Below are 21,988 nucleotides of genomic sequence, written 5' to 3' on the forward strand. Positions count from 1 at the left end.
AAGATGACCATCAGTCAGGCGGCCCCCGCCGCCGTGAAAATCCTCGTCGCCGGCGGTTTCGGCGTCGGCAAGACCACCCTCGTGGGCGCTGTCAGCGAGGTCGCGCCCCTGCGAACCGAGGAGTTCCTGACCAAGGCCAGCATCGGCGTCGACGACCTGGCCGGTGTCGGACAGAAGGACACGACCACCGTGGCCCTGGACTTCGGCCGGATCACGGTCAGTCCGGAGCTCGTCGTCTACCTGTTCGGCACACCGGGCCAGGAGCGCTTCTGGTTCATGTGGAACGACCTGGTCAACGGGGCCCTCGGCGGCGTCGTGATCGCCGACACCCGGCGCCTGGAGACCAGCTTCGCCTCGATCGACTTCTTCGAGAGCCGGGACATCCCGTTCGTCGTGGCGATCAACTGCTTCCACGGCCACAACAGCCGCACCCTGGAAGAGATCCGAGCGGCTCTCGACCTCGATCCGCATGTCCCGCTGCTGGTCGGCGACGTACGCGAGCGGCCGTTCGGCCGTGACGTGCTGCTGGCCCTCGTGGACCACCTGATGAGCCTGCCCGTCGCGGCCGGCTGATCCCCCTCCCCCGGTACTTCGCACTATTTCCGCACTGGAGAGAACCCGATATGGCAACACCTCTGCGCGTCCTGATCCACGGCGGCGGTATCGGCGGGCTGACGCTCGCCACCGCGCTCGCCCGACGCGGCCACACCGTCGAGGTCGCCGAACTCCGCGACGAGCTGGAGGCCTTGGGCGTCGGCATCATCCAGCCGTCCAACGCCCTGCACGTGATGCGGGAGATCGGGGTCCTCGACGACTGCCTCAAGGCGGGCTTCGAGTGGGAGATCCTGACGATCGCCGACCCCACGGGCAAGGTCCTGGCCGAGATCCCGCAGCCCCGCATGGGCGACGCCCCGTCCAACAACGGCATCCCGCGCCCCGCCCTCGCCCAGATCCTCGGCGCCGCTGCCACGGCGGCCGGTGCGACGATCCGCTTCGGCGCGACCATCACCGAGCTCACCGACGACGGCGAGGGCGTGGACGTCACCCTGTCCGACGGCTCGGCCGCGCGCTGGGACCTGGTCGTCGGATTCGACGGCATCGGCTCGCCGCTGCGCACCCGCCTGTACGGCGACCGCTACGCCCCTGAGTACACCGGCTTCGCCAACTGGCGTGTCACCGTCCCCCGTCAGGAGCAGGTCAGGGGCGTCGTCATGGGCACCGCGGGCCAGGCCGCCAAGGCACTGCTCACCCCGATCACGGACGAACTGATGTACCTGGGAACGGTGTTCGCGGAGTCCGAGGACTTCCGGCCCGATGCGGAGAAGGCGCACGAGCAGCTCAGGGAGCGGCTGCCGATGTTCTCCGGACCGGTCGCCGAGGCGCTCGCCTCGATCACCGGACCGGAAGCGGTGGTCTACTCGCGGATCTCCCAGGTGACCGTCGAGGAGCCGTGGCACGTCGGCCGGGTGGTCCTGGCCGGTGACGCCGCGCACGCGAGCACCCCGCACATCGCGCAGGGTGCGGCGATGGCGGTGGAGGACGCGCTGGTACTCGCCGAGTCGCTGGACGCCGAGGCGGACATCGCCGCCGCGCTCGATGCCTGGGAGGCGCGCCGCCGTCCCCGTGCCATGTGGGTGCAGGCCATGTCGCGTGCCGTTCTCAAGCAGGAGACGGGCGGGGAGACGACGCCCGAGGAGGACGAGCTGCTGAAGGTCGGCATCCCGGGTGCGGCGCACGTGCTGGTGCAGCCGTACTGACCCGGCACCGATCGCGCTGAACGTTCCGAACGCCCCGTGCGGCCCCGATTCCCGGGCCCGCACGGGGCGTTCGTCCGGTCAGGGCAGGACCGCCACTCCGTCGATCTCGACCATCGCCTGCTCGTCCCAGAGCCGCGCCGCCCCGATGACGGCCATCGCCGGGTAGTCGCGGCCCGCCAGTCTGCGCCAGATCCGGCCCAGTTCGGCGGCGTTGGCCCGGTAATCGGCGACATCGGTGGCGTAGACCGTGACCCGGGCCAGGTCCGCGGGGGCACCTCCTGCCGCACGCAGGGCGGTGAGGAGGTTGGTGAGGGCGAGGGCGAACTGCTCGGGCAGGGCGTTCCCGGTGATCTCGCCCCGCTGGTCCAGGGCGGTCTGCCCGGCGAGGAAGACCAGTTGGCTCCCGGTGGCGGTGACCGCGTGCGAGAAGCCCGCGGGCGGTGAGAGTTCGGCGGGGTTGATCCGGTGGATCGGGCTCATGCGGAAGGCTCCCGGTTCGCGTACAGCTCCTTGGCGATGATGGTGCGCTGGACCTCGCTCGCGCCCTCGTAGATGCGGGGGGCGCGGACCTCGCGGTAGAGGTGTTCGAGCAGGTGGCCGCGGTGCAGGGCACGGGCACCGTGCAGCTGGACGGCGGTGTCCACGACGTACTGCGCGGTCTCGGTGGCGTACAGCTTCGCCATCGCTGCCCGACGCGGCACACCCGGCTCCCCCGCGTCGTAGGCGGCGGCGGCCGCGTAGACCAGCAGCCGGGCGGCCTCCGTACGGGTGGCCATCTCCGCGACCTGGTGGGAGACGCCCTGGAGGTCGCCCAGCGCGCCGCCGAACGCGGTGCGGGTGGCGGTGTGCTCCACCGTGGCGTCGAGGGCGGCGCGGGCCATGCCGACGGCGAAGGCGCCGACGCTGGGCCGGAAGAGGTTGAGGGTGTTCATGGCGACGCGGAAGCCCCGGTCCGGCTCGCCGAGCACGTCGTCGGGGGTGACCGGGACACCGTCGAAGTGGAGCGCGCCGATCGGGTGCGGCGAGAGCATGTCCAGCGCGGTGCCGGTCAGTCCGGGGCGGTCGGCGGGGACCAGGAACGCGGTGACACCGCGCGCTCCGGCGCCCTGCGTCGTCCGGGCGAAGACGGTGTAGAAGTCCGCTTCCGGGGCGTTGGAGATCCAGCACTTCTCGCCGGTCAGCCGCCAGCCGTCGGAGGCGGGCGCGGCGTCCAGGGCGAGTGCCGCCGCGTCGGAACCGGCCCCCGGCTCGCTGAGCGCGAAGGCGGCGACGGCGCGGCCGGCCCGGACCTCGGGGAGCCAGCGCTCGCGGTGGGCGGGAGTGCCCGCCTGCACGACGGGGTACGTCCCCAGACCCTGGAGTGCCAGCGAGGTCTCCGCCTCCGTGCAGCCGTAGGCCAGCGATTCGCGCAGCAGGCACAGGTCGAGCGCGCCCGAGCCGAGCAGCCGGTCCAGCAGCCCGAGCTCGCCCAGCGCGGCGACCAGGGGGCGGTTGACGCGCCCCGGCTCGCCCTCATCGGCGAGCGGGCGCAACCGCTCATCGGCCAGGGTGCGCAGTTCCTCGCACCAGGCGGTCTGTGCCGGATCGAGCGAGAATGCCGTCATACCGGCGCCTCTCCTGTCGAAAGCCCCGGTGCCGTCCCCTCGGGGACCGGGACTTTATCGCGGACCGTTGACTACCGTCACCCAAACGATACGCTCCAAGGGCGACAAGGGGGCGATCCTTCATGGACCCGAATACCTCAGCGCACATCGACAGCTTCGCCAGGGAACATCTGCCACCCGCCGACCAGTGGCCGGAACTGGTCTTCGACCTGCCCGAGCTGCACTATCCGGGCCGGCTCAACTGCGCGGCCGAGCTCCTGGACCGTACGACCGAGCGCTTCGGACCCGACCGGCCCGCCTTCCGCACGCCCGACGGAGGGGTGCTGAGCTACGGGGGGCTACAGGATCTGGTCGACCGGATCGCCCACGTCCTCACTTCGGACCTGGGCGTCGTGCCCGGCAACCGGGTGCTGCTGCGCGGCCCCACCACGCCCCACCTCGCCGCCTGCTGGCTGGCGGTGCTGAAGACCGGCGCGATCGCCGTCACCGTACTGGCCCAGCAGCGGGCGGCCGAACTCGCCACGATCTGCTCGATCGCCCGGATCAGCCACGCCCTGTGCGATGTCCGGTCCGTCGACGACCTGGTGAAGGCCGAGGTACCGGGGCTGCGGATCACGGCGTACGGAGGCGACGCCCCCGACGACCTGCTGCGGCTGGCCGCGGCCCGGCCGGGCCCGTACCGGGCCGTGGACACGGCGGCGGACGACGTGGCGCTGATCGCGTTCACGTCGGGGACCACCGGGCGCCCCAAGGGCTGCATGCATCTGCACCGCGATGTGCTGGCCATCGCGGACACGTTCTCGCGGCATGTCCTGAGGCCGGTGCCCGACGACGTCTTCGCCGGCAGTCCACCGCTCGGCTTCACCTTCGGGCTGGGCGGTCTGGTCGTCTTCCCGCTGCGGGCCGGCGCGTCGGCGCTGCTGCTGGAACAGGCCGGCCCCAAGCAACTGCTGCCCGCCCTGGCCGCACACCGCGTCTCGGTGCTGTTCACTGCCCCGACCGCCTATCGGGTGATGCTCGACCAGCTCGACGGGCATGACCTCTCCGCGCTGCGCCGCTGCGTGTCCGCGGGCGAGAACCTGCCGGTCGCGACCTGGCACTCCTGGTACGAGCGGACCGGTCTGCGGATCATCAACGGCATCGGCGCCACCGAACTCCTCCACATCTTCGTCTCCGCCGCCGACGAGGCGATCCGCCCGGGCACCACCGGCGTCCCGGTCCCCGGCTGGCAGGCCCGCGTGGTGGACCGGGACGGCAAACCGGTGCCGGACGGCGAACCGGGGCTGCTCGCGGTGCGCGGGCCGGTCGGCTGCCGCTATCTCGCCGACGAGCGGCAGCGGGAGTACGTACAGCACGGCTGGAACCACACCGGCGACACCTATGTACGCGACGCCGACGGCTACTTCCGGTACGTGGCCCGCGCCGACGACATGATCATCTCGTCCGGGTACAACATCTCGGGCCCCGAGGTCGAGGATGCCCTGCTCCGCCACCCCGAGGTGGCGGAGGCCGCCGTGGTGGGCCGGGAGGACGAGTTGCGCGGCAGCATCGTGGCGGCGTACGTGGTGCGGCGGGAGGACTCAGCCCTCTCGGCCGACGCCCTGCGCGCCTTCATGCGGTCCGAACTGGCTCCGCACAAATGCCCCCGCCTCATCACGTTCCTGCCCGCGCTGCCCCGCACCGCGACCGGCAAGCTGCAACGGTTCCGGCTCCGTGAGGGCGAACCCGGTGCGGACTCCGGCGCACCGGACCGAGAATGATCACATGGTCGAACCGCACACTCCCCGCTCGCTGATCGTCACCCTCTACGGTGCGTACGGCCGCACCCCGGGCAACGCCCCGATGCCGGTGGCGGAACTCGTCCGGCTGCTCGGGGCCGTCGGCGTCGAGGCCCCCGCAGTGCGGTCGTCCGTCTCCCGGCTGAAGCGGCGCGGACTGCTGGTCGCCGCCCGGACGCCCGGTGGGGCAGCCGGCTACGCGCTCTCGGCCGATGCCCGCCAGCTGCTCGACGACGGGGACCGGCGGATCTACCGGCATCCGGACCCACGCATCGAGGACGGCTGGGTGCTCGCCGTGTTCTCGGTACCGGAGTCCGAACGCCACAAGCGGCATCTGCTGCGCTCCCGCCTGTCCGGCCTCGGCTTCGGCACGGCCGCACCCGGGGTGTGGATCGCTCCGGCCGCGCTGTACGACGAGACCCGGCACACCCTGGAACGCCTCGGCCTCGCCCCGTACGTGGAGTTGTTCCGCGGCGACCACCTGGGTTTCGCGGCCACCGCGGAGTCGGTGGCGCGGTGGTGGGACCTCGACGCCGTAGCCCGGCTGCACGAGGGCTTCCTCGCGCGGCACGAGCCGGTGCTGCGGGCTTGGGAGGAGCAGCCGGACGAGCTGCCGGTCGCGGAATCGGCGTACCGGGACTACCTGATGGCGCTGGACTCCTGGCGGCAGGTGCCGTACGCGGATCCGGGACTGCCGAAGGAACTGCTTCCGCGGACGTGGCCGGGCAGCAGGTCGGCGGAGGTGTTCGGGCTCCTGCACGAGCGCCTGCGGGACGCGGGGGCGGAGTACGTCCGCGGATCAACCGGCCGCTGATCATCACGGAGGCGAACGATGGATGAGGCGCCCGAGCCGCTCTGGCTGGTCGCGGCGAACGTCGTGCGGTGGCGGCGGTACGGGGATCTGGGGCAGGAGTTCCGGCCCGGCACGAAGGCGTTCCGGGGCGGGGCGAAGGTCTACGTCCTGGACACGTATCCCGGGACGGGAAACGAGCAGCTGACCGCGGTGGGCCACGCCCGGCACACCGGGCGGTGGATCACCATCGACACCGGGACGCGGCATCTGCACACCTTCCGGCCACAGTTGGTGTACACCCCGGCCGTTCTCGAACGGTGCGCCACCATGCCCGCGCGGACGCGTGAGGAGGCGGCGGAACTGGCGGAACGGCTGGCCAGGACAGCCCGGCTGGGGCGCCGCACCTCTCATGCGGCCCCGCACCCCGATCCGTGCCTGTGCCACGAGTGCCTGCCGCTCAGTCCAGGGTGAGCCGCGGTTTCGGTGCGTCCGTGCGGCCGGTCGGCGGGGTGCGGCTGCCCGCGCGGTAGGGGAGTGGCCAGGGAGCGCCCGGCCCCGTGTAGCCCTGGTCGGCCGCCGCGTGGAGGGTCCAGTGCGGGTCGTACAGATGCGGGCGGGCCAGCGCGCAGAGGTCGGCGCGGCCAGCGAGAAGCAGCGAGTTGACGTCGTCCCATGAGGAGATGGCGCCGACGGCGACGACGGGCACGCACAGGGTGTTGCGGATCCGGTCCGCGTACGGGGTCTGGTAGGAGCGCCCGTACTCGGGCTGCTCGAAGGGGACGACCTGGCCGGTGGAGACGTCGATGGCGTCGGCGCCGTGCGCGACGAAGGCGCGGGCGACCTCGATCGCGTCCTCGTCCGTCATCCCGCCCTCGGCCCAGTCCGTCGCCGAGATGCGGACGGTCATCGGCCGGTCGTCGGGCCACCGTTCACGCACCGCGTCGAAGACTTCCAGCGGGAAGCGGAGCCGGTTGGCCAGGGTGCCGCCGTAGGCGTCGGTGCGGTGGTTGGTGAGTGGGGAGAGGAAGCCGGAGAGCAGATAGCCGTGGGCGCAGTGCAGTTCGAGGAGGTCGAATCCGCAGCTGTCGGCGCGTTCGGCGGCGGATGCGAACTGCTCGCGCACGGCGGCCAGGCCGGCGCGGTCCAGCGCGCGCGGGACCTGGTTGACGCCCGGCGCGTACGGGAGCGGGGAGGCGGCGGTGAGCGGCCAGTTGCCGTCGTCGAGCGGCTGGTCGATGCCCTCCCACATGAGCTTGGTGGAGCCCTTGCGGCCGGAGTGACCGAGCTGGATCCCGATCGCCGTGCCAGGCGATCCGGTGTGCACGAAGTCGGTGATCCTGGTCCAGGCGGCCGCCTGCTCCGCGGTGTAGAGGCCGGTGCAGCCCGGGGTGATGCGGCCCTCGGGGCTGACGCACACCATCTCCGTCATGACCAGTCCGGCGCCGCCGAGCGCCCTGGCCCCCAGGTGGACGAGATGGAAGTCGCCCGGGACGCCGTCGGTGGCCGAGTACATGTCCATGGGCGAGACGACGACGCGGTTACGCAGCTCCAGGCCCCTCAGCCGCAACGGGGTGAACATCGGCGGAGTACCGGGCGCGCAGCCGAACTCGTCCTCGACGGCCGCGGTGAACGAGGCGTCGCGCAGCCGCAGGTTGTCGTGGGTGACGCGGCGGCTGCGGGTGAGGAGGTTGAAGGCGAACTGGCGGGGCGGCTGGTCGACGTACGTACCCAGCTCCTCGAACCACCGCAGGCTGGCCGCCGCGGCGCGCTGGGTCGACTCGACGACGGGCCGGCGCTCGCTCTCGTACGCCGCGAGGGCGGCGGGCAGTCCTGAGTGTTCCTCGATGCAGGCGGCGAGGGCGAGGGCGTCCTCGACGGCGAGTTTGGTACCGGATCCGATGGAGAAGTGCGCGGTGTGTGCGGCGTCCCCGATGAGGACCGTGTTCCCGTGCGACCAGCGCTCGTTGACGACGGTACGGAAGGTGAGCCAGGAGGAGTTGTTGGAACGCAGCGGCCGGTGCCCGAGCGCGTCGGCAAAGATCTTGGCGCAGTGCCGGGTCGATTCGGCGGCGTCACAGGTGTCGAATCCGGCCGCGCGCCAGACCTCTTCGCGCATCTCGACGATGACGGTCGAGGCACCGGAGTCGTCCGGCGGCCCGCCGGGCCTCGCCGAGGGGCCGTGGCCCGGCGACGGGCGGGCGAAGGGGTAGGCGTGGAGCTGCATCACGCCGTACGCGGTCTCGGCGGTCTCGAAGCGGAAGGCATCCAGGGCGAAGTCGGCGGCGAGCCAGATGTAGCGGCAGCGGTGGGTGGTCAGACGGGGCCCGAAGTGCTCCGCCTGTGCGTCGCGGGTGCCGCTGTGCACGCCGTCGGCCGCGATCACCAGGTCGTACGCGGCCGCGAGTTGGGCGGGCGGAGGCGCCTCCTCGCCGAAGCGGAGGTTCACCCCCAGGCCGGCGCAGCGCTCGTGCAGGATCTTCAGGAGCCGGCGGCGGCCGAGCGCGGCGAAGCCGTGACCGCCGGAGGTCTGGGTGTGGCCGCGGTGGACGATGTCGATGTCGTCCCAGCGGACGAACTCCCGCTGGAGCGCGGCGTGGACGACGGGGTCGGCGTGCTCGATGCCGCCGAGGGTCTCGTCGGAGAGGACGACGCCGAAGCCGAAGGTGTCGTCGGGGGCGTTGCGCTCCCAGAGGGTGATCTCGCGTTGCGGGCCCAGTCGCTTGAGCAGCGCCGCGGCGTAGAGTCCGCCGGGCCCGCCGCCGATGACGGCGATACGGCGGAGCGTGGCCGGCTCGCTTTCGGGGCGCGTCATGACGTCACCGGCCCTGCCATTTCGGCGGGCGTTTCTCGGTGAAGGCGGCGTGGAACTCGGTGTAGTCCTCGCCGTGCATCAACAGCGCCTGGGTGGCGGCGTCCATCTCCACGGAGGCGGCCAGCGGCATGTCGAGTTCGGCGGTGAGCAGGGCCTTGGTCTGGGCGAGGGCGAGTGCGGGTCCGTCCGCGAGGCGCCGGGCGAGGGCCGCGGCCCGCTCGTCGGCCCGGCCCTCCTCGGCCAGTTCGCTGATCAGCCCGATCCGTTCGGCCTCGGGGGCCCGGACGGCGTCGCCCAGCATCAGCAGCCGGGTGGCGTGGCCGAGGCCGACGACCCGGGGCAGCAGGTAGGCGGCGCCCATGTCACCGCCGGAGAGCCCTACGCGGGTGAAGAGGAAGGCGAACTTCGCCGAGGGGTCGGCGACCCGGAAGTCGGCAGCCAGCGCGAGGACGGCGCCCGCTCCGGCGGCGACCCCGTGCACGGCCGCGACGACGGGGAACGGGCACTCCCGCAGGGCGCGCACGACCTGGCCGGTCATGCGGTTGAAGTCCAGAAGCTGGGCGGTGTCCATCGCGAGGGTGGCGCCGATGATCTCGTCCACGTCACCGCCCGAGCAGAAGCTGCGCCCCTCACCGGCCAGCACCAGAGCACGCACCGAGCGCTCCCGTGACAGCTCGGCGAGCAGGTCGCGCAGATCCGCGTAGGCGCCGAAGGTCAGCGCGTTGAGCTTCTCCGGCCGGGCGAGAGTGACGGTGACGACGCCGTCGTGCGTCGTGACCCGCAGATGGCGCCAGTCCTCCGTGCGGGACGCGGAGCTGGGAAACGGACTCATCGAGGGTGGTCCCCTTCGGCCGTCGGGCTGCTGTCGCGAATTTATCACTCGTACGTGACTTCCGTCACGAGTACGCGATAGGCCGGGCGTGGGAACGCGGTGCCGGGCGTAGTGACGAACGTCCCCTTCGTGCCGGTCGGCAGACCCTTGCCCGCGTCATGGGGATTCGTATGGTTGAAGCCAAGAAGTCCTGAGCTCCGGAAGGTCCGAGACCAAGACTGTTCCACGCTCTCCCGAACGGAAGCCCCGCCGTGCCGCCCGAAGCCCCCGCACCCGCCACCTGGCGCATCGCACTGCCGCACTCCGCGGCTGCCGTGCCGATCGCCCGCGCGCTGATCCGTACGGTGCTGGCGGACCTCGACGCGCCCGCCGACAGCGAAACCGCCGAGCTGCTGACCGCCGAGCTGGTCGCCAACGCCGTCGAGCACACCCCCGGCGACGAGCCCGTCGAGCTGGTGGTGGAGCTCCTGCCGACCGGCTGCCAGGTGGAGGTGCACGACGGCGATCCGGCTCCGCCGGGCGATCTCTCCCGTCCGGAGCCCGGCTCCCTGCCCGATCCCTGGCAGGAGCACGGCCGGGGGCTGCTGCTGATCCGGACCCTCAGCTCGTCCTGCGGTCACCGCACGACGGAACGCGGCAAGGCCGTGTGGTTCACCCTTCCGTAGTCCCGTCGGTCACGGCCTGACGGCGCGGCCCTTTCAGCCGCGGACTCGGCCTGTTCCGCCTCCGGCCCGGCCGGCCAGCCGCGACCGGCTGCGCCCGTAGCCGGCATAGACCCCCGCGCCGACCACCAGGAACACCGCGAACTGCACCCAGGTCGACCAGCCGGTCCCGTACATCAGGTACACGCAGAAGGCGACGCCGAGGAGCGGGCTGAGCGGGTAGAGCGGGACCCGGAAGGAGCCCCTCACCTCTGGATTGCGCCGGCGCAGCACGATCACGGCGATGTTCACCGCGACCATCGTGGCCAGCGTGCCGATGGTGGTCAGGTTCACGACCACGTCGAGCGAGGAGAAGGCCGCCGGCACGGCGAAGACGACGGCGACGATCCAGGTGTTGGCCACCGGGGTCGCGGTGCGCGGCGACACCCGTTCGAAGACGCGTGGCACCAGGCCGTCGCGTGACATCGACATCAGGATGCGGGTCTGTCCGTACATCACCGCGAGGACGACCGAGGCGATGGCGACGACTGCGCCGAACGCGATGATCCCGCCGCCGACGGTCGAGTCGGTGACCTGGTCGACGATCAGGGAGAGCGCGGCCGGTTTGTCGGACACGGCGTCCGGGCCGAGGGCGCCGATCGCCGCGAGGGCGACCGCACAGTAGAGCAGCGTCACCAGGCCGATGCAGATCATGATCGCGATCGGAATGTTCCGCCGGGGGTTCTTGACCTCCTCGCCCGTCGTGGTGATGGCGTCGAACCCGATGTACGAGAAGAACGCCAGCGACGCGCCCGCCGTCACACCACCCGGGCCGTGGGCCAGGAACGGAGTGAGGTTGCCGCGTTCGAAGGCGGTGAAGGCGATGACGCAGAACATGATCAGGATGGTGATCTTGAGGACCGCCATCGCGGCCGTGGCCCCGGCGCTCTCCCGGACGCCGCGCACCAGCAGCGTCGCCGCCATCATCACCACGAGCACGGCGGGCAGGTTGATCACACCACCGTCGCCGGGACCGGCGGAGAGTGCGGCCGGCAACTGCCGTCCGAAGAGGCTGTCGAGCAGCTCGTTGACGTACTGGCTCCAGCCCACCGCCACGGCGGAGACCGATACGCCGTACTCCAGGAGCAGGCACCAGCCGACGAGGAAGGCCGTGCGCTCGCCGAGGGTGGCGTAGGCGAAGGAGTAGGAACTTCCGGAGACCGGGATCGCGCTGCCCAGCTCGGCGAACGAGAACGCCGTGAAGATGCAGGTGACGGCCGCGAGGACGAAGGACAGCACGACGGCGGGGCCGGCCTCGGCGACGCTGTCGGACAGGCCGACGAAGATGCCGGTGCCGACGACGGCGCCGACCCCGAAGCACACCAGCTGGAAGAGCCCCATGGTGCGCTTGAGCCCGTGGCCCTCCAGGTCGGCGCCGGACTCGGCGATCAGCTGGTGCGGGTCCTTGACGCGGTGCGGCGGGCCGGGCAGGCGCAGGGGGCTCACGGCGGGGGTCTCATCTCTGGCGGTACAGGTGGGGGGACGGTGCGGTGACGGCAGTGGGGGCCGGTCGCCGCACACGAAAAATGGGGTTCGAGCGTGCGAGCTCGAACCCCACCAACGGGCACCATAATAGACACCCGCATGCATGTTCACCCAATTCGATGCATGACCATGCGGTACGACCGTGTCAGCGCGTGGCCATCGTCGCCACCAGAACGGCCTTGATCGTGTGCATCCGGTTCTCCGCCTCGTCGAAGACGACGGAGTGCGCGGACTCGAAGACCTCGTCGCTGACCTCCAGCTCGGTGAGGCCGTGCCGGGCGTGGATCTCCCGCCCCACCTTGGTGCCGAGGTCATGGAAGGCGGGGAGGCAGTGCAGGAACTTCACGCCGTCGTTGCCGCTGGCCCGCAGGACGTCCATGGTGACGGCGTACGGCGCGAGGGCGGCGATGCGCTCGTCCCAGACCTCCTTGGGCTCACCCATCGAGACCCAGACATCGGTGGCGACGAAGTCGGCGCCGCGCACGCCCTCGGCAATGTCCTCGGTGAGCGTGACCGTCGCCCCGCTCGCAGCGGCGAGCTCGCGAGCCTGCGCGACGACGGCTTCGGCGGGCCAGTAGGCCTTCGGCGCGACGATCCTCACGTCCATGCCCAGCAGGGCGCCGGTGACGAGGTAGGAGTTGCCCATGTTGAACCGGGCGTCGCCGAGGTAGGCGAAGGCGATGCGTTCCAGGGGTTTGCCGCTGTGCTCGGTCATCGTGAGGACGTCGGCGAGCATCTGGGTGGGGTGCCAGTCGTCGGTCAGCCCGTTGAAGACGGGCACGCCACCGTAGGCCGCCAGCTCCTCGACGGCCTGCTGGCTGTCACCGCGGTACTCGATCCCGTCGAACATCCGGCCGAGCACACGGGCGGTGTCCTTGACGGACTCCTTGTGCCCCATCTGCGAACCGGAGGGGTCGAGGTAGGTGGTGGAGGCGCCCTGGTCGGCGGCCGCCACCTCGAACGCGCAGCGGGTGCGGGTCGAGGTCTTCTCGAAGATCAGCGCGATGTTCCTGCCGCGCAGCTGCTGGACCTCGGTCCCCGACTTCTTGGCGGCCTTGAGCTCGGCGGCCAGGGCGATCAGGCCGCGGAACTCCTCAGCCGTGAAGTCCAGCTCCTTGAGGAAGTGGCGGCCTGCGAGGTCTATGGCCATGGTGACTGCTCCTGAGTCGGACGGGGACACATACGATATCCCTGGAAGTCTATACGACATATTGCATCAATATACAGAGCCCTGAGGCCCTCGTCCCTCAACTCGCGCATCCTGCCTACACCGGGTCCCGGACCACCGGGCAGCTCATGCAGCGGGGGCCTCCCCGGCCCCGGCCCAGTTCGCTGCCGCGGATCTCGATGACCTCGATGCCTTCCTTGCGCAGATGTGTGTTGGTGGTGGCGTTGCGCTCGTAGGCGACGACGACACCCGGTTCGACGGCCAGAACGTTGCAGCCGTCGTCCCACTGCTCACGCGCCGCCGCGTGCACGTCCTGCGTGGCGGTCAGGACCCGGATCGAGTCCAGCCCCAGCGCCTCGGCGATGGCGCGGTGCATGTGCTCGGGCGGATGGTCGGTGACCTTGAGGTCGCGCGGCCCCGCCCCGGGTTCGATGGTGTACGAGCGGAGCATGCCCAGGCCCGCGTACTTGGTGAAGGTGTCCCCGTCGACCATCGTCATCACCGTGTCGAGGTGCATGAACGCCCGGCTCTTGGGCATGTCCAGCGCCACGATCGTGCGCGCGGAGCCGGCGTCGAAGAGGCCGCGGGCCAGCATCTCCACCGCTTGCGGGGTGGTGCGTTCGCTCATCCCGATGAGCACGGCGCCCCGGCCGATGACGAGGACGTCGCCGCCCTCGATGGTGGACGGGTAGTCGTGCTGCCCCTCCGACCAGTGATGGAACGCGCCGGCGTCCGGGCCCGTGAAGAGCGGGTGGTGGCGGTAGATCGCCTCGAAGTGCACGGTCTCCCGCTGCCGGGCCGGCCACCGCATGGCGTTGATCGAGACACCGTCGTAGATCCAGGCCGAGGTGTCCCGGGTGAAGAGGTGATTGGGCAGCGGCCCGAGCAGGAAGTCGTCCAGGTCCATGACGTGGAAGCGCACGGACGTCGGCTCGGGGTACCGCTCCAGGAACTCACGTTTCGTCATCCCCCCGACCAGTGCCTCACAGAGCTCGGCCGTGGACAGCTCCTCGAACGCGGCCCGCAGGTGCTCGGTGGCCAGCGGTCCGTACTCCTTCTCCTCGAAGACCCGGTCCAGCACGAGCCGTCGGGCGACCGGAATCTCCAAGGACTCCTGGAGCAGGTCGCCGAAGAGATGCACCTCCACGCCACGGTCGCGCAGCACGTCCGCGAAGCCGTCGTGCTCCTGGCGGGCGCGGCGCACCCAGAGCACGTCGTCGAAGAGCAGCGCGTCCTTGTTGCCCGGCGTGAGCCGTTTCAGTTCCAGATCGGGGCGGTGCAGGATGACGCGGCGCAGCCGCCCGGCCTCGGAGTCGACATGGAATCCCATGCCCTCATCCTCACCGCGCGGGACGTCGTTCACCCGGCGAATCGCCAACCGGTTCTTCCGGTGGGCCGGGACCCGTCGCGGTCCCGGCCCACCCTTGTGGCACTACAGCCGTGGGTCCACCGGCTCCGACTCCAGCGCCAGCACCGCGAACACCGCCTCGTGAACCCGCCACAGCGGCTCCCCGTCGGCCAGCCGGTCCAGGGCTTCGAGGCCCAGGGCGTACTCGCGCAGGGCGAGCGACCGCTTGTGGCCGAGGAAACGGCCACGCAGCCGGTCCAGGTTCTCCGGTCGGGTGTACTCGGGACCGTAGATGATCCGCAGGTACTCCCGGCCGCGCACCTTGATGCCGGGCTGCACGAGGCGGTCCTTGCCGTCCCTGACGAGCGCGCCGAGCGGTTTCACGACCATGCCCTCACCGCCCCGGCCTGTCATCTCCAGCCACCAGTCGATGCCGGAGCGCAGTGACACCTCGTCGGCGGTGTCGACGACGAGCCGCCGGGTGACCTGGAGCAGACCGGTGGGGTCGTGCTCCACCAGCCGGTCCAGCCAGTCCAGTTGTTCGTCGTGGGGCACGGCGGCGAGCGAGCGGCCCTGCACAGCGAGGATCTGGAAGGGCGCCAGACGTACGCCGTCGAGCCCCTCCGTGCTCCAGCAGTAGCGGCGGTAGGACTCGGTGAACGCGGCCGCGTCCTCGGCCCGTTCTCGCTGTCGGTCCGCGAGCGCACCGACGTCGATACCGCGTGCCACCGCCGCCGCGAGCGCCCCGGTGGCCGCGGGGAAGACTGCGCCCGATGCGGCGCCGACCGCCGCGTACTGCGAGCGGAGCAGTCCGGCCGCCTTCAGGGACCAGGGCATCAGCTCGGCGTCGAGCAGCACCCAGTCGGTGTCCCACTCCTCCCACAGCCCCGCGGCGGTGATGGCCTCGCGCAGCCTGCCCAGCACCGCTTCGGTGAGCGCGGGGTCGTCCAGGAACGGCCGTCCGGTACGAGTGTGCAGCGCACCCGTGGGGCCGCCCTTGCCGAGACCGCCGGGACCGAAGTCGCCGCCGGTACCGAAGCGTTCCCGCGCCGCGTCCGCGTCACGGCAGACCAGGGCCACGGCCCGGGAGCCCATGTGCTTCTCCTCGCACACGACCTTGGCCACGCCGTCCGCCCGGTACTGCGCGAACGCCTCTGCCGGGTGCTCGAGGTATCCCTCCTCGTGCGAGGTGGCGGTCGGTGCCATGGTCGGCGGCAGGTAGGCCAGCAGCCGCGGGTCGACGGCGAACCGGCTCATGACCTCCAGCGCGGCCGCCGCGTTCTCCTCGCGCACCGCGATCCGGCCCATGTGCCGGGTCTCCACCACTCGGCGGCCCTGCACGTCGGCGAGGTCCAGCGGCCGGCCATCCCTGCCGCCCGGCGCCTCGGTGGTCAGCGGCTTCACGGGCTCGTACCAGACCTGCTCGGCCGGCACGTCGACCAGCTCGCGCTCCGGCCAGCGCAGCGCGGTCATCTTCCCGCCGAACACGGCTCCGGTGTCCAGGCAGATGGTGTTGTTGATCCAGGAGGTGGTGGGGACGGGGGTGTGGCCGTAGACCACGGTGGCGCGGCCACGGTAGTCCTCCGCCCACGGGTAGCGCACCGGCAGCCCGAACTCGTCGGTCTCGCCCGTGGTGTCCCCGTAGAGGGCGTGCGAGCGGACCCGCCCGGAGGTACGTCCGTGGTACTTCTCGGGCAGACCTGCGTGGCAGACGACCAGCTTGCCGTCGTCCAGCACGTAGTGGCTGACGAGCCCGTCGATGAACTTCCTAACGCGCTCCCGGAACTCCGGGTCCCTGGCGTCCTCCCGCTCCAGCTGCTCGATCGTCTCGGCGAGGCCGTGGGTCTGCTGGACCTTGCGGCCCTTGAGGTAGCGCCCGAGCTTGTTCTCGTGGTTGCCGGGCACGCAGAGCGCGTTGCCGTCCGAGACCATGGACATGACGCGGCGCAGCACACCGGGGCTGTCGGGTCCGCGGTCGACGAGGTCGCCGACGAACACCGCCGTGCGCCCCTCGGGGTGCGAGCCGTCCACGTACCCGAGCTTGCCGAGCAGGGTCTCCAGCTCGGAGTTGCAGCCGTGGATGTCACCGATGATGTCGAACGGGCCGGTGAGGTGGCGAAGGTCGTTGTAGCGGCGCTCCAGGACCACTTCGGCGTGCTCGGCCTCCTCCTCGGTGCGCAGGATGTGGACCTTGCGGAAGCCCTCGCGCTCCAGGCCGCGCAGCGAACGGCGCAGCTCCCGTCGGTGCCGCTGGATGACGTGGCGGGGCATGCCGGCGCGGTCCGGGCGGCCCGCGTTGCGCGCGAGGCAGACCTCTTCGGGCAGGTCGAGGACGATGGCGATGGGCAGCACATCGTGCTCCCTGGCCAGTTGCACCAGCTGGCGCCGGCTCTCGGGCTGGACGCTGGTCGCGTCGATGACGGTCAGCCGTCCGGCGGCCAGGCGCTTGCCCGCGATGTAGTGCAGCACGTCGAACGCGTCCCGGCTCGCGCCCTGGTCGTTCTCGTCGTCGGCGACCAGGCCCCGGCAGAAGTCCGAGGAGATGATCTCGGTCGGCTTGAAGTGCCGGCGCGCGAAGGTGGACTTGCCCGAACCGCTCGCTCCGATGAGGACGACGAGGGAGAGGTCGGTCACCGGCAGGGTGCGCCCGGCGCTGCCGCTGGTGCTGCCGGTGCAGCTGCCTCCGGTGCTGCCCGTGCTGCTGTCACTGTTCCTGCCCGTGCTGCTGTCACTGTTCCTGGTCATGCGGCTTTCGCCTCCTTCTCGGTCCTGTCGGCCCTGGCCGTCGCGTCGGTGCTGTCGGGCGCGTCGGTCCTGTCAGTCGCGTCGGTCCTGTCGATCGCGTCGGCGGCGGCCAGCGTGAACACGGCCAGCTGGGTCGGCGGACCGACCTCGGGGTCATCGGGGCCCACCGGCACGAACTCCACCCCGTATCCATGTCTGTGGGCCACTCCGCCCGCCCACTCCCGGAACTCGGCACGGGTCCACTCGAAGCGATGGTCGCCGTGCCGGACGTGCCCGGCCGGAAGGGTCTCCCAGCGGACGTTGTACTCGACGTTCGGCGTGGTCACGAGCACGGTGCGGGGACGGGCCACGCCGAACACCGCGTACTCCAGGACCGGCAGTCGTGGCAGGTCGAGGTGCTCGACGACCTCGCTCAACACCGCGGCGTCATACCCCTTGAGCTGCTTGTCCGTGTACGTGAGCGAGCCCTGCCGGAGGGTCACCCGGGCCGCCTGACGCTCCCCCATCCGGTCCAGCTTCAGCCGGCGCGAGGCGATCGTCAGGGCGCGCATCGAGACATCCACGCCGACGATCTCGGTGAAGCGCACATCCTTCAGCAGCGCCTGCACCAGCTGCCCCTGGCCACAGCCGAGGTCGAGCACCCGGCTCGCCCCCGCCGCGGTCAGCGCCTCCAGAATCGCGGCCCTGCGCTGCTCCGCGAGCGGCACCGGTCGCTCCTCCGTGTCCGCCGTCTCGTCGACGGCGTTGTCGATGCTCTCCACGTCGAGGTCATCGGACTCGGCGAGCCGCACCAGCTCCAGCCGCTGCATCGCCTGCCGGGTCAGCCCCCAGCGCCGCGACAGATACCGGCTGGTGATCAGCTTCTGCTCGGGGTGGTCGGCCAGCCAGCCCTTGCCCGCCCGCAGCAGCTTGTCCACCTCGTCCGGCGCCACCCAGTAGTGCTTGGCGTCGTCGAGCACCGGCAGCAGGACGTACAGCTGGCGCAACGCGTCCGCGAGCCTCAGCTCACCCTCCAGAACGAGCCGTACGTACCGCGAGTCCCCCCACTCCGGGAACTGCTCGTCCAGCGGCACGGCCACCGCGTCCACGCTCGACCAGCCGAGCGGCCCGAAAAGCTTGCGCACCAGCTCGGCACCACCACGGGCCGGCAGAGCGGGCACCTCGATCCGCAGCGGCATCGGTGCCGCCGCCCGCTCGGGCATCGCCTTGCAGGTGCCGCTCAGCGCTGACTTGAAGACGGTGCTCATCGCGACGGAGAGCAGCGAGGACGCGGCGTAGGGGCGGTCGTTGACGTACTGCGCGAGCGCTGCGTCCGGGGCACCGCCGCGGCCCTTGCCCTTGCCCCGCCGCACCAGCGCCACGGGATCCACCTCCAGCAGCAGCGCTGCCGTGCACCGTTCCGCGGATGCCTCGGGATAGAAGACATGCGCGGTGCCGTGCGAGGTGGAGAACGTCTGCGCCTTCTCGGGATGCTTGTGCAGCAGGAAACCGAGGTCGGTGGCGGGACGCTCTGGGATGCCGGTGGTACTGATCGTCAGGAACACGCGTCCGAGTATGGTCCGGTTCACTTGCCCTCACCAGGCATTTTCATCTCTCCCCGGGCTTCGGCGCGCGCCTACTCTCCGGGCTTGGGTGCTGTCCTCTCCAGGCTGGGTGCTGTCCTCCCCCGGCTTGGGTGCTGTCCTCTCCGGGCTTGGGTGTCGTCCCTCCTTCGCCGAGCGGCGCGGCTCTTCGTCGAGCGGCACGGCCAAAGCGCGTCTCGGAAGTCCCGCCTGCCCCGTCAGGCGGACGGCGCTCCTTTCGAAACACGCCCCAGGTCCGCGATGGTGGCCGGACCGACCCGGCAGCAGCCGCCGATCAGCCGCGCTCCGGCGTCCTGCCAGGCCAGGACCCGTCCGGGGTCGAGCGTGGCGCCCCCGGTCCATCTCCTCCCCGTCGCATCCCAGTGTTCACCGCTGTTCGGATAGACGACGACCGGCTTTCCGCTCGCCTCCGCCGCCACACGGACTGCCCCGTCCGCGTCGGCCGGATCGCAGCAGTTCACCCCTGCCACCACCACTTGCTCGTTGCCGTCGGCTAGGGAGAACGCCTCCTCCAGCCGCTGTCCGGCCCTCGTCCGGTCACCGGCCACGGTGTAGGAGAGCCAGACCGGCAGTCCGCACTCTCCCGCCACCCGCAACAGCACCTGGGCCTCGTCCACGTCCGGCACCGTCTCCAGCGCCAGCACATCGGGTCCGGCGGCGGCCAGGGCCTCGATCCGGGGACGATGGAAGCGCTCCAACTCCCGGGCCGTGAGCCCGTACCGGCCGCGGTACTCCGCCCCGTCCGCCGTTACCGCCCCGTACGGGCCGACCGAGGCGGCGACCCAGATGTCCCGGTCCACCGCCCCGGCCGCCCGACGGGCCAGCTCCACGCTGCGGGCGAAGAGCCCTGCCGCCTCCGCCCGCCCGATCCCGCGCTGCCGGAACCCTTCGAAACTCGCCTGATAGCTGGCGGTGATGAGGACCTGCGCGCCCGCCCGCACATACGCCGTGTGCGCAGCCTCGATCTGCTCCGGCCCGTCGGCGAGCAGCCGAGCGGACCACAGGGCGTCGGACAGATCGCAGCCCTGCGCCTCCAACTGGTTGGAGAGTCCGCCGTCGAGCAGGACCGGCCCCTCCGCGAGGGTGGCGGCGAGGGTGCGGGAGGGCGTCCCGGAGGGGCGGTGGGGATGGCGCGCGGGGGACACAAGGGGCTTCTTTCTCGGTTGAGCTGGGACCGGTTTCTCAGTTGAGCTGGGACTGGACCTGCGACGAGATCAGCTCCAGGTGCTCCAGATCTTCGAGGTCCAGTACCTGGAGGTAGATGCGCGACGCTCCGATCGCGCCGAACCGGCCGATCTTGTCGACGACTTCCGCCGGCGAACCGGCCAGTCCGTTCGCCTTCAGCTCCGCCACGTCCCGCCCGATGACGGCGGCCCGGCGCGCCACCTCCGCGTCGTCCTTGCCGACGCAGACGACCAGGGCGTTGGAGTACACCAGGTCGTTGGGACCGCGGCCTGCTTCCGCGGCTGCCTGCCTGACCCGGCCGAACTGCCTCTCGCTGTCCTCCAGCGAGGCGAACGGGATGTTGAACTCGTCGGCGTACTGAGCGGCGAGCCGCGGCGTCCGCTTCGCGCCGTGCCCGCCGATCAGCACCGGTACCTTGGCCTGCGCGGGCTTGGGCAGCGCGGGCGAGTCCGTGAGCTGGTAGTACGTGCCGTCGTAGCTGAACGTCTTGCCGACCTCCGTGGCCCACAGACCGGTGACGATCGCCAGCTGCTCCTCCAGCCGGCCGAACTTCTCCTTGGGGAAGGGGATGCCATAGGCCTTGTGTTCCTGCTCGAACCAGCCTGCGCCCAGGCCCAGTTCGACGCGGCCGCCGGACATCTGGTCGACCTGCGCCACCTGGATGGCGAGCACCCCGGGAAGCCGGAACGTCCCCGCCGTCATCAGTGTGCCGAGGCGGATCCGCTTGGTCTCACGCGCCAGCCCGGCCAGCGTGATCCATGCGTCCGTCGGGCCGGGAAGGCCATCGCCCTGCCCCATGCGCAAATAGTGGTCGGACCGGTAGAAGGCGTCGAAGCCGAGGTCCTCGGCCGCCTTCGCGACGGTGAGCAGTGTGTCGTAGCTCGCCCCTTGCTGGGGCTCGGTGAAGATTCGAAGATCCATGCATCCATCCTGCACCTCCGGATGCCGCGCACTCATCTTCGGCCGGACTCCCCACGCCGCCGCGCGCCGGGCAAACCCGATGCCGGACGCTCAACCGACATCGGCGGCCGGGCCCACCGGTCCGTGCAGAACGCCGTGCGGGCCGGCCCGCTCCCGGCCGCGCTCCAGATCCTCCCGGCGCTCCCGGTCACGCTCGTCCAGCAGTCGGAGCATGCCGTGCACCCGGTCCGTCGACTCGTCGGCGGCGTCGATCGCCTCCATGCACTGCCAGTACAAGCCCTGCTCATCGGTCTCGCACGCCACTCCGACCAGTGCTATCCCCACTTCCCCGAGCAGCGCCCCGAGGCCGGACAGGGCCGCTCGCGGATCGGCGACGCCGGAGAGCTGGGCGGCCCGGGCCACGCCGGCCCGGGCCGCCGGGTGGTCCAGCGCTCCGTTGCTCCGGCCGCCGATCTCACTGAGTCCGCTCGCCTCGCCCCGTAACTCCTTGGGGCCGCTCGCCGCCAGCCGGCTGCCGATCGCCTGCGCGAGCGCCTGGGCCTGCCATGCCTCGGCGATGATGTCCGGCGTGCCCCGGCTCTGCGCCAACGCCCACCGGATGACTGCTACAAGCCGCTCCGCTTCCATCCCTTGCCCCCGTCCGATCCGAAAACCCGCTCACCTCTTTCATTACCCACAGTGAGGGCGGTGGTACCGAAAGGCCAGGGGATTTCGGAAATCTGTGGACACGAAATCGACTGTGAACAATTCGATCACTCCGAAGAGTGACGGAAAGGGGGATCTGACGGCTGCGGCAGCGGAAAGCGCCCCTCGTTCCGCTCGATCTTGGCCGCCAGCGCCGCCAGCACATCGATGCCCAGCACTTCGCAGAACTGCAGCAGATAGGCGAGAACGTCCGCGACCTCGTCCGCCACTCTGGGCGCCGTGCCTGGGTCCTCCATCACCCGCGCCGACTGTTCCGGTGTCAGCCACTGGAAGATCTCCATGAGTTCGGCGGCCTCGACGCTCAGCGCCGACGCGAGGTTCTTCGGGGTGTGGTACTGCTGCCAGTCGCGTGCGGCCGCGAACGCGACGAGCCGTTGCTGGAGCACCTGTACGTCGAGTTCTGTCACGGCCCCAGGTCTACCACCGCCGCTCAGGCGGGAGACGGGCAGGCGGCAGACGGGCAGGCGAGAGACAGGGAGTCGGCGCTCCGGCCGGCCGCGCCCGGTACGGCGTCCCGGATCCCACGCCGTACCGAGCACAGTGCCGTCCCGAAGCCGGGCCCTCCTGACGC

Annotated in this window: 19 protein-coding genes; 6 read left to right on the top strand and 13 right to left on the bottom strand. The window is 71.1% G+C overall.

Annotation, left to right across the window (positions count from 1 at the left end; genetic code table 11):
- The first annotated feature begins 3 nt into the window (after nt 1-3).
- Entirely contained in the window at nt 4-573 is a 570-nt protein-coding gene (locus tag OG538_RS07760; RefSeq protein WP_406091444.1) for a GTP-binding protein, read from the top strand.
- A 50-nt stretch (nt 574-623) separates the two neighbouring features.
- Complete coding sequence (locus OG538_RS07765; RefSeq protein ID WP_406091446.1) at nt 624-1,757, top strand: FAD-dependent monooxygenase; 1,134 nt, start codon at nt 624-626, stop codon at nt 1,755-1,757.
- Between the two features lie 78 nt (nt 1,758-1,835).
- Here OG538_RS07765 and OG538_RS07770 read toward each other — a convergent pair whose 3' ends face one another.
- Entirely contained in the window at nt 1,836-2,237 is a 402-nt protein-coding gene (locus OG538_RS07770; protein ID WP_406091448.1) for a RidA family protein, read from the bottom strand.
- The gene (locus OG538_RS07775) at nt 2,234-3,361 is read right to left on the bottom strand and encodes an acyl-CoA dehydrogenase family protein (RefSeq protein WP_406091450.1); all 1,128 of its coding nucleotides are present in this window, start codon (nt 3,359-3,361) and stop codon (nt 2,234-2,236) included. Before OG538_RS07775 ends, OG538_RS07770 begins: the two co-directional genes overlap by 4 nt.
- 122 nt (nt 3,362-3,483) lie before the next feature.
- Here OG538_RS07775 and OG538_RS07780 point away from each other — a divergent pair, with 122 nt between their 5' ends.
- Genes OG538_RS07780 through OG538_RS07790 form a run of 3 tightly spaced genes read left to right on the top strand, consistent with a single transcriptional unit; the run spans nt 3,484 to nt 6,403 of the window.
- The gene (locus tag OG538_RS07780; protein WP_406091452.1) at nt 3,484-5,121 is read left to right on the top strand and encodes an AMP-binding protein; all 1,638 of its coding nucleotides are present in this window, start codon (nt 3,484-3,486) and stop codon (nt 5,119-5,121) included.
- A gap of 4 nt (nt 5,122-5,125) precedes the next feature.
- A complete protein-coding gene (locus tag OG538_RS07785) occupies nt 5,126-5,953 on the top strand; it encodes a PaaX family transcriptional regulator C-terminal domain-containing protein (RefSeq protein WP_406091454.1) in 828 nt (275 codons plus the stop codon).
- A gap of 18 nt (nt 5,954-5,971) precedes the next feature.
- Nucleotides 5,972-6,403, top strand: a complete 432-nt coding sequence (locus OG538_RS07790; protein ID WP_406091456.1) for a hypothetical protein — start codon at nt 5,972-5,974, stop codon at nt 6,401-6,403.
- Here OG538_RS07790 and OG538_RS07795 read toward each other — a convergent pair.
- Together OG538_RS07795 and OG538_RS07800 are read right to left on the bottom strand one after the other, a co-directional pair.
- On the bottom strand, nt 6,390-8,744 hold the full coding sequence (locus OG538_RS07795) for a bifunctional salicylyl-CoA 5-hydroxylase/oxidoreductase (RefSeq protein WP_406091458.1): 2,355 nt from the start codon (nt 8,742-8,744) through the stop codon (nt 6,390-6,392). The two genes, OG538_RS07790 and OG538_RS07795, sit on opposite strands and share 14 nt — an antisense overlap.
- 4 nt (nt 8,745-8,748) lie before the next feature.
- Entirely contained in the window at nt 8,749-9,576 is an 828-nt protein-coding gene (locus tag OG538_RS07800) for an enoyl-CoA hydratase family protein (RefSeq protein WP_406091460.1), read from the bottom strand.
- Nucleotides 9,577-9,827: 251 nt separating this feature from the next.
- Here OG538_RS07800 and OG538_RS07805 point away from each other — a divergent pair, with 251 nt between their 5' ends.
- Nucleotides 9,828-10,241: an ATP-binding protein gene (locus OG538_RS07805; protein WP_406091462.1), complete on the top strand. Its 414-nt coding sequence runs from the start codon at nt 9,828-9,830 to the stop codon at nt 10,239-10,241.
- Between the two features lie 33 nt (nt 10,242-10,274).
- Here OG538_RS07805 and OG538_RS07810 read toward each other — a convergent pair whose 3' ends face one another.
- The 9 genes from OG538_RS07810 to OG538_RS07850 all read right to left on the bottom strand — a co-directional run bounded on the left by OG538_RS07810 (nt 10,275) and on the right by OG538_RS07850 (nt 21,824).
- Nucleotides 10,275-11,723 (bottom strand): amino acid permease, encoded by a 1,449-nt coding sequence (locus tag OG538_RS07810; protein WP_406091464.1) that lies wholly within the window; start codon nt 11,721-11,723, stop codon nt 10,275-10,277.
- Between the two features lie 184 nt (nt 11,724-11,907).
- Entirely contained in the window at nt 11,908-12,912 is a 1,005-nt protein-coding gene (gene argF / locus OG538_RS07815; protein WP_406091466.1) for an ornithine carbamoyltransferase, read from the bottom strand.
- Nucleotides 12,913-13,027: 115 nt separating this feature from the next.
- The gene (locus OG538_RS07820) at nt 13,028-14,260 is read right to left on the bottom strand and encodes an arginine deiminase (protein ID WP_406091468.1); all 1,233 of its coding nucleotides are present in this window, start codon (nt 14,258-14,260) and stop codon (nt 13,028-13,030) included.
- Between the two features lie 102 nt (nt 14,261-14,362).
- Complete coding sequence (locus OG538_RS07825) at nt 14,363-17,023, bottom strand: polynucleotide kinase-phosphatase (protein WP_406091469.1); 2,661 nt, start codon at nt 17,021-17,023, stop codon at nt 14,363-14,365.
- Nucleotides 17,020-18,567: a 3' terminal RNA ribose 2'-O-methyltransferase Hen1 gene (locus tag OG538_RS07830; protein ID WP_406091471.1), complete on the bottom strand. Its 1,548-nt coding sequence runs from the start codon at nt 18,565-18,567 to the stop codon at nt 17,020-17,022. Before OG538_RS07830 ends, OG538_RS07825 begins: the two co-directional genes overlap by 4 nt.
- Before the next feature lie 236 nt (nt 18,568-18,803).
- Complete coding sequence (gene mmuM, locus OG538_RS07835) at nt 18,804-19,751, bottom strand: homocysteine S-methyltransferase (RefSeq protein ID WP_406091473.1); 948 nt, start codon at nt 19,749-19,751, stop codon at nt 18,804-18,806.
- Between the two features lie 37 nt (nt 19,752-19,788).
- Complete coding sequence (locus OG538_RS07840; RefSeq protein WP_406091475.1) at nt 19,789-20,712, bottom strand: LLM class F420-dependent oxidoreductase; 924 nt, start codon at nt 20,710-20,712, stop codon at nt 19,789-19,791.
- Between the two features lie 90 nt (nt 20,713-20,802).
- The gene (locus OG538_RS07845) at nt 20,803-21,339 is read right to left on the bottom strand and encodes a DUF6099 family protein (RefSeq protein WP_406091477.1); all 537 of its coding nucleotides are present in this window, start codon (nt 21,337-21,339) and stop codon (nt 20,803-20,805) included.
- Nucleotides 21,340-21,464: 125 nt separating this feature from the next.
- Nucleotides 21,465-21,824, bottom strand: coding sequence for a nucleotide pyrophosphohydrolase (locus OG538_RS07850; protein WP_406091479.1), 360 nt, complete (start codon nt 21,822-21,824; stop codon nt 21,465-21,467).
- Between the last annotated feature and the right edge of the window lie 164 nt (nt 21,825-21,988).

The sequence above is a fragment of the Streptomyces sp. NBC_01013 genome (assembly GCF_045162765.1).
Classification (GTDB): Bacteria; Actinomycetota; Actinomycetes; order Streptomycetales; family Streptomycetaceae; genus Streptomyces.

Bases quoted from the DNA above. Each gene is read 5' to 3' on its own strand.
- OG538_RS07760 (WP_406091444.1), top strand. From the start codon at position 4: ATGACCATCAGTCAGGCGGCCCCCGCCGCCGTGAAAATCCTCGTCGCC.
- OG538_RS07765 (WP_406091446.1), top strand. From the start codon at position 624: ATGGCAACACCTCTGCGCGTCCTGATCCACGGCGGCGGTATCGGCGGG.
- OG538_RS07770 (WP_406091448.1), bottom strand. From the start codon at position 2,237: ATGAGCCCGATCCACCGGATCAACCCCGCCGAACTCTCACCGCCCGCG.
- OG538_RS07775 (WP_406091450.1), bottom strand. From the start codon at position 3,361: ATGACGGCATTCTCGCTCGATCCGGCACAGACCGCCTGGTGCGAGGAA.
- OG538_RS07780 (WP_406091452.1), top strand. From the start codon at position 3,484: ATGGACCCGAATACCTCAGCGCACATCGACAGCTTCGCCAGGGAACAT.
- OG538_RS07785 (WP_406091454.1), top strand. From the start codon at position 5,126: ATGGTCGAACCGCACACTCCCCGCTCGCTGATCGTCACCCTCTACGGT.
- OG538_RS07790 (WP_406091456.1), top strand. From the start codon at position 5,972: ATGGATGAGGCGCCCGAGCCGCTCTGGCTGGTCGCGGCGAACGTCGTG.
- OG538_RS07795 (WP_406091458.1), bottom strand. From the start codon at position 8,744: ATGACGCGCCCCGAAAGCGAGCCGGCCACGCTCCGCCGTATCGCCGTC.
- OG538_RS07800 (WP_406091460.1), bottom strand. From the start codon at position 9,576: ATGAGTCCGTTTCCCAGCTCCGCGTCCCGCACGGAGGACTGGCGCCAT.
- argF (WP_406091466.1), bottom strand. From the start codon at position 12,912: ATGGCCATAGACCTCGCAGGCCGCCACTTCCTCAAGGAGCTGGACTTC.
- OG538_RS07820 (WP_406091468.1), bottom strand. From the start codon at position 14,260: ATGGGATTCCATGTCGACTCCGAGGCCGGGCGGCTGCGCCGCGTCATC.
- OG538_RS07825 (WP_406091469.1), bottom strand. From the start codon at position 17,023: ATGACCAGGAACAGTGACAGCAGCACGGGCAGGAACAGTGACAGCAGC.
- OG538_RS07840 (WP_406091475.1), bottom strand. From the start codon at position 20,712: ATGGATCTTCGAATCTTCACCGAGCCCCAGCAAGGGGCGAGCTACGAC.
- OG538_RS07845 (WP_406091477.1), bottom strand. From the start codon at position 21,339: ATGGAAGCGGAGCGGCTTGTAGCAGTCATCCGGTGGGCGTTGGCGCAG.